The organism is Providencia sp. PROV130 (assembly GCF_028482225.1).
Lineage (GTDB): Bacteria > Pseudomonadota > Gammaproteobacteria > Enterobacterales > Enterobacteriaceae > Providencia > Providencia rettgeri.
Genome location: NZ_JAMPQC010000019.1, coordinates 195014 through 202287, shown reverse-complemented (window position 1 = coordinate 202287; position 7274 = coordinate 195014). Strand labels below are relative to the sequence as shown.

6 protein-coding genes are annotated in these 7274 nt (G+C 36.3%); 1 reads left to right on the top strand and 5 read right to left on the bottom strand.

The annotated features are described in order from the left end of the window. Positions 1-26 precede the first annotated feature (26 nt). Complete coding sequence (locus PSF28_RS13980; protein WP_272685217.1) at positions 27-152, bottom strand: hypothetical protein; 126 nt, start codon at positions 150-152, stop codon at positions 27-29. A 1310-nt stretch (positions 153-1462) separates the two neighbouring features. Between PSF28_RS13980 and PSF28_RS13975 the strand changes: the two genes are divergently transcribed. Continuing rightward, positions 1463-1756 carry a helix-turn-helix domain-containing protein gene (locus tag PSF28_RS13975; protein WP_004912555.1) on the top strand — a complete coding sequence of 98 codons (294 nt, stop codon included), beginning with the start codon at positions 1463-1465 and terminating at the stop codon, positions 1754-1756. A gap of 246 nt (positions 1757-2002) precedes the next feature. Here PSF28_RS13975 and PSF28_RS13970 read toward each other — a convergent pair whose 3' ends face one another. From PSF28_RS13970 to PSF28_RS13955, 4 genes are all read right to left on the bottom strand, one after another. After that, positions 2003-3769: a potassium/proton antiporter gene (locus PSF28_RS13970; RefSeq protein WP_226537920.1), complete on the bottom strand. Its 1767-nt coding sequence runs from the start codon at positions 3767-3769 to the stop codon at positions 2003-2005. Positions 3770-4129: 360 nt separating this feature from the next. Continuing rightward, positions 4130-4798, bottom strand: coding sequence for a methionine ABC transporter permease (locus PSF28_RS13965; RefSeq protein WP_004264861.1), 669 nt, complete (start codon positions 4796-4798; stop codon positions 4130-4132). Beyond that, on the bottom strand, positions 4795-5808 hold the full coding sequence (locus PSF28_RS13960; protein ID WP_109911499.1) for a methionine ABC transporter ATP-binding protein: 1014 nt from the start codon (positions 5806-5808) through the stop codon (positions 4795-4797). The genes PSF28_RS13965 and PSF28_RS13960 overlap by 4 nt, the downstream gene beginning before the upstream one ends. A 3-nt stretch (positions 5809-5811) precedes the next feature. Beyond that, positions 5812-7272: an NAD(P)-binding domain-containing protein gene (locus PSF28_RS13955; RefSeq protein WP_004912549.1), complete on the bottom strand. Its 1461-nt coding sequence runs from the start codon at positions 7270-7272 to the stop codon at positions 5812-5814. Positions 7273-7274: the final 2 nt, after the last annotated feature.

Genomic DNA, 7274 nt, shown 5'->3' with positions numbered 1-7274 from the left:
TATCAATTCAATTCAAGTAAATAAATCTAACCAAACAACATCAATACATTACTAAGTAAATGCTTAGTCGCTAAGTCATACCTCGGTAAGCTGGTTGCAGGTTCAGCCCGTAGGGGAAATCCGAAGGATTTAAATCCTGCACGACCCACCATCTCAGTTCCAATCCAAGTAAACAAATCTAACCAAACAACATCGATATATTCCTAAGTAAACACTCAGTCGTTAAGCCATACCTCGACAAGCTGGTTGCAGGTTCAGTCCGTAGGGTAAATCCGACATGAGCTACCATCCAGGCATAGTGTTATTGCAGACTAAATCTAGCGAATATACACATATTATGGCAGTTTCATTTCTTAAAGGACTCAACAAGGATTAAAGTAATTAGCAATTATACTGCTTGGCTGATATGTAGAATAATTCAGAATACGCTTTGCAATGATCATTTCGTTCTTACACCTATATTTCTATATGGCATTAGCAGAATATATTTTACTACTAATAGATAATAAAGGAGTAAGCGATAGACTATAATGATTTAATTAGGCATAAATGACAAAATAAAATTGTATAAATGAATGTCTAATTGCTATTTTGTGGAATAGAGAAAGTACATATCAATTTTTTATAAACTATTTTTATTATATCGTAAATGTGAGATACTACATCTTGGTTATAAACTCTGAGATCGTGTTTGTTTTTGAAATATTATAGCAATTTGCGTACTGTAAAAAATAGAAACTAGTAATAACCAAATTAGATTGTCGATGAAAGTCATTTTTCATAATTTTGTGATGCTCATCTAGTAAAATGAATAATAAGCTTTCTTAACGTTATGGTTTTGTTATGTTTGGTACTTGAATATTATAAATTCTATTCTTGCTACTTTAAAAATTTACTATTTCGCTAATTGTAACAGGTTAACTGGCTTTTTAGCGTACTGATATTTTGTCGAATCAGAGAGTTTTAGAGATAAAATTGATTGTTTTTACTATTTTTTACATAAAAGTACCATCTAAATTGGGTTTATCACATTTCTCCAACTTAAATTGTATCAATAACATTAATATTGTTACAGTGTTAAATAATTCTGTTTATTTCCTTTGTTTTTAGATTATACATCGGCTATATGGGTCTTTTTTAGATAAATATTCCAAAGAAAGGTGGGTGTCTTATGGAATATAAGCATGAGGTATTACTCATTTTGTGCGTAACTAGGTGATATTACAGCACTATTTTGATTTTAAACATGAAGTGTATAGAGTGAAATACTTTGTTACATAGTTGCAATGTCAATTTAGGACTAGTTGAAACTAATTATAATGGTAGTATATCATTCTTTCCGATATATGCTGAATCGACTATAGCATTATCAAATGTTATACACATAAATATAAAAATAAAATATGTAGATAATTATCTGCTAATTTTTATTTCCTTAATATAAATTGAAGCGAGAATGTTTATGAACACGAAATATCCTGTCGCTTGTGCAGTTGGACAAAAAATAAAAGCCCTTAGAAGAGCTCAAGGCTTTACTGTTTTTCAGTTAGCTAAAGAGATAGATATAAGTGAACAGCAGCTATTTCGTTACGAGCGCGGTGTTAATCGTATTGATATAGATTGCCTTGTTCGAGTGTTAAAAGTTTTAGACGTTAACATGGGTGAGTTTTTTAGTGAAGTCCTACAAGATGATACTCAAGTAGATGAGAGCACAGGTGATAAAGGGTTTGAAAGCTCTGCATATACCCTTGTATAACCAAATATCCATATTGTCTCAGAATGAAACGTAATTAACTTTCGTTCTTAATTATTTCAATTGGGAACGTAAATTAAATGTATCTGCTGTGTATGATTTAAATAAGACAATAGCTATTTTTAGCTTATGTTTCATAATAGAACAAATAAAAGCCCGAAAGGGCTTTTATTTTTATATCCTTAAACTAACAATTACTTAATATTTCACTCGGTATGGGGGGAGTTTTTCTGGCGTGCTTATGCTTAGTTAACTTTCTTGTTCTTGAATTGGCTCTAATATTACTGTGACGATACGTGTTTCGATCATTTCTCCAATTCTTAATTGCAGTTGTTCTAGTTTTATGACGGTATCTTGTAAAGGACTCGATATAGAAGCATAAATAAATTGGTTAAGCGTCCTTTCATCGCCGTTATCAATTTGGATACCATAAGAGGATTGGATCTCATTTAATCGCGTCGTTCCTTTTAGACTTAACCCTGTATCGGGTAGTTCAATAGGTATGTGCTCAGAGATATTTTTTTCTGAAAAAAGACGTTCAAGGAAAATACGGTTTTCAGGTTTAAGAACAACGAATAAATGGTCATCAGCGTGAAGAATAGTTGACCCCCTTGGTGGTAAAACACTTTTTTCTCGCGTAATCATTGCAATGACAGTTTGGTCTGGTAATGCTAATTGTGATAACCGACGACCTACCGCAGAGCAATCCTCCCCTAAAGTATATTCCACTAAATCAGCATCTATTTGGTCTACTGCGGTAATATCTAAAGTGGCTGCAGGGATCAATGGAGGTGGCTGCATTAAATTCAATTTACGTGCTACATAAGGCAAGGTTGAGCCTTGTAAAGTTGCTGAGATTAATACCACAAAGAAAACCACGTCAAAAATCAGATGGGCATTAGGTAGCCCGTAGATAAACGGGAAAATAGCGAGAATAATAGGCACTGAGCCACGTAAACCTACCCAGGAAATCAATGTTATTTCAGGTTTTGGAAAACCAAATAATTTTAGGACAGGTATTACAGCCAATGGCCTCGCAATAAAAGTTAAGACAAGGGCGATAACTAAGCCTTCAAGCCAGACTTCAATAAGAGAACTTGGGTTGACAAGTAACCCTAACATAACGAACATGATAATTTGGCTTAGCCATGCTAATCCATCATGGAATAAAAATGTATTACGTTGAAAAACAAACCGATGATTACCAATTACCACACCGGTAACAAAAATAGATAAGAAACCACTGCCTTCTAAGTTACTGGCGAGCCCGAAAGAAAGTAGTCCACATGCAGCGACAAGGACAGGATATAATCCAGTTGCTAGTAGCTTAATCTTATTGATAATTTTGACTGAAACCCAGCCAACACTCAAGCCAACAACTGTCCCTATTCCCATCTGGCTAAAAAATAGCAAAATTAATTCACTACCTGAAGCTTGTGGATTCATTAAGAGTTGTAATAAACCAACCGTTAAGAATATGGCAGTAGGATCATTGGTTGCACTTTCTATTTCTAAAGTAGATTGCAGACGCTCGTTTAAATAGATCCCAGCGTTGCGCAGTAAGGAAAAGACGGCAGCGGCATCGGTAGAACCGACGATAGCGCCAAGTAGGAGCCCTTCAAGCAGAGGGACACCGAGAATATAAGCTGCGGCGAGCCCAGTTACACCAGCAGTTACAAGAACGCCAAGTGTTGCTAGTGTAAAAGACGGTTTCCAAACTAAACGAATTGACTTTACGGATGTTTGCAGACCTCCATCAAATAAAATTAAAGCAAGAGCAAGAGAACCAACGGCATACGAAACATTAACGTTATCAAACGTAATCTTACCTATCCCATCTTCACCGGCTAACATGCCAATAAATAAAAACATGACTAGCATGGGTAAACCAAGTCTAGCTGACAATTTGCTAGAGAAAATACCCAAAAGAATGAGTATAGAAATCAATAAAATGAGTTGTTCAATAGTTGGCATAATCAGTTTAATCTGTAAGTGAATAAAACGCTGACGATGCATCGTAAAGCGCGCGTAGAAAGCAAAAAATGTCAAAATAGCAAGATAACTAAATATACACTGAGAATAGATTATTTTAGCGAAAAGCCGATAATATCCATTAAAAAGTATATCTACATGATTATAATATAAATAAATTTAAATAATTTGATTATTTATCGCATTTTTTGTCATTAAAGTGAGTTAAAGCACGTAAAAAAACGATAAATTTGAATAAGTAAGCATCGAGGTGGGCTTATTATATTTTTTTAATCAAAGATAATTATGGCGTGGGGAGAGAAGTATTGAAGGGAGGGAATAGGCATTTATAAAGTAAGGTCAAAATAAAGAAGGCCGAAAAAATTTTCGACCTTCACCATTACACTAATGATAGCGAGCTTTTTTAGCTAAATAGTCGCCAATAAATTGCATGCCTTGAACGATAATTACCAATGTAACAACGGTGATAGCCATTGCGACATTATCAAAACGCTGGTAACCATAGTTTAGAGCTAAGTCACCCACACCACCACCACCAACGGCGCCTGCCATGGCGGTTGCACCAACTAAAGTAATACTGGCAGCGGTTAAACTTAGGATTAATGATGACTTCGCCTCAGGTAAAATAAAGTGCCAAACAATTTGCCAATTTGTTGCTCCCATAGAATCAGCCGCTTCAATAATACCTGAATGTACGCTGAGTAATGAGTTTTCAACTAAACGTGCAGTATAAGGAGCAATAAAAATAACTAATGGTACAATTGCTGCAGTTGTTCCTATTGAGGTTCCAACCATAAAGCGTGTTAGGGGGATCATTGCAACTAATAATATGATAAAAGGCAATGAGCGAATAATATTAATAATAGGGTTCACTATACGATAAATACATTTATTTTCCCAAATACCGTCTGGCCTCGTTACAACAAGTACGATACCTAACAGAATCCCAAATATAGAGCCTAATACGAGTGCAACGCTGACCATCGTAAAGGTTTCTGACATCGCTAATAAAAACTGTTTAGTTGTTAAAGCGGTTTCGAATAATTGTGTCATATTGCCCCCTTATTGACAGCAACCCCACGTTGACGAAGAAAAGAAACCGCCTCATCCATTTTTTCTTTATCACCAATAAATTGGACAAACATGCTACCTAGCACGACACCACTGATTTCTTTCATGTTGGCAAATAAAATATTTATTTTGACAATTTCTTTCAGTATTAACTCATTAACAACAGGTTGTTGAGCGGAAGTTCCTAAAAATTCAAGACGATAAACATCTTGTTGATGTTCTAAGTTATGTAGAACGCGCTCTGGAATTTCTTCGTTTAACACGGTTCCTACAAACTTTCTGGTTGTGTCTTGGCGTGGGTTGGCAAAAATATCAAGTACGGTTCCTTCTTCGACAATTTTACCTGATTCCATAACAGCAACACGGTTACAGATTTGTTCAATAACTTCCATTTCGTGAGTCACGAGTAAGATAGTAATATGTTGTTCTTGGTTAATCTTTTTTAATAATTGCAAAATTGAGCGAGTCGTTTGTGGGTCAAGTGCTGAGGTGGCCTCGTCACATAATAAAATTTGTGGGTTATTGATCAAAGCGCGAGCAATACCAACTCGTTGTTTTTGTCCACCAGATAACTGCCCTGGGTATTGGTTTTTTTTATCGCTAAGTTCGACATATTCAAGAATGCTATCAACTCGCTGAGTGATTTCCTGTTTATCGATACCTGAGAGTACTAAGGGCATCGCAATATTTTGTGCGACAGTTTTCGTTTCCAGTAAATTAAAATGCTGGAAAATCATACCGATGCTTTTTTTATGTGAACGAGTTTCTGCTGGGGTATGCTCAGCAATATTTTGGCCATTAATGATAACAGCACCACTGGTTGGTTTTTCTAATTGATTCACTAGGCGGATAAGTGAGCTTTTACCCGCTCCGCTATAACCAATAAATCCAAAGATATCCCCTTTATTGATATGCAAATTAATATCTTGCAATGCAACTAAAGACTGCCCATCTTTTTCATAGACTTTTTGAATATTTTGAAAGGTAATCATAATTTACTCTACATTATCAGTTAATTGCATACGTTCTGAAGGTGGTGCAGCGGGGAGCCACTCATCACCTAATAATTCAGCTTCTTGGCTATTTTTGACTTGCTCAAGATGTTGTTCTTGATGGTTCAGATACAATTGAGCGGCAATATGGTCAGCCAATCGTTCAGCTCCAACATTCGTTCCGGGGATTAACCCTATAACGGGCCCCATGCTGAGTGATGCGCTTAAATTAAAACAATATAACTGATTGATTTTTAATGTGTCTGAGTTGCTTTTAGCTTGAAATTCAAAGTGATTACCTAAATAAGGGTGTGAAGCTAACTCTGCATTTTCCTCATGGAAAGATGGTGTGTATGCATCCCCCCATGTTTTGACTAGCGGAGATAATTGATGAAAAGCTCTGTCCTTAGCCCAATTAATTCGATAGCCAGTTGCCAAGATTAAATAATCTAATATGAATTTGCCTGTTGTGGTCGTGACGTGCAACTTTTTGTTTTTTACTTCAATAAATTTAACTTGAGTATTGAAATTGAAATAAGCATTTTCATGGCGAGAGACTCTCAAGGTACTTCCGTGAGGGGCTGGTGTTTTAGCTTTAGCAACATAATCCGTGTAATGCCACTTTTGAGCATCGGTAAAATAGGTATATGCATTGGTAAAACCTGCACTTCCAGCAACTTTTCCTCGGTTTACACGAGGCATATCGTTAGCTCGGATCAAAATTTCAACCGAATTAGCGCCATTTTCTAATGCCGTTGCTGAGCTATCCATCGCTCCTGCACTATAACCTACAACACCAATATCTAAGCCTTTAAAACGGCGATAGTCAGTGCCTGCGTAGGAGTGTTCCCAATAGGCTGTTGGAATATCATTCATAAAGCTAGGGATATTGGCCTCACTAAAAGACTCCATACCCGTTGCTAAAATAACATGTTGTGCTTGATAACTGACTGTTCCTTCAGGGGTATTAAAAATTAATTCACGGTAGTTATCATTAAGTTGTACATCAACGAGATGGTATTGATTAAGCACATGGGGTTCAGTCATGGTTTTATACCATTGCAGGTATTCACCCCATTGCAAACGTGGAATTTTATCAAGTTCATCCCATTTTTGAATACCAAATTGGGCTTTAAACCAAGCTTGGAAAGTTAATGAGGGAGATGCAAGTGCAGGGCCAACCACATGTTTTGGTGAACGTAATGTTTCCATTAGTGCAGGGCTTTGCCATGGGCCTTCTTTGCCAGAAGCGGCCTGATCGAAAACAATGGCGTTAATTCCGCGTAATTTCAGAGCGAAAGCTGCTGTAATCCCTGACATGCCCGCGCCAATGATAGCGACATCAATAACTTGGTTTTCAGGACAGTTTTTTGATAATGACCAAGACGTTATTGGTAAATTTAAATATTGCAAATCTTGTTTTATTTGCGCTTCTAATGCCTCTAAACCCATAATCAGTTCCATTG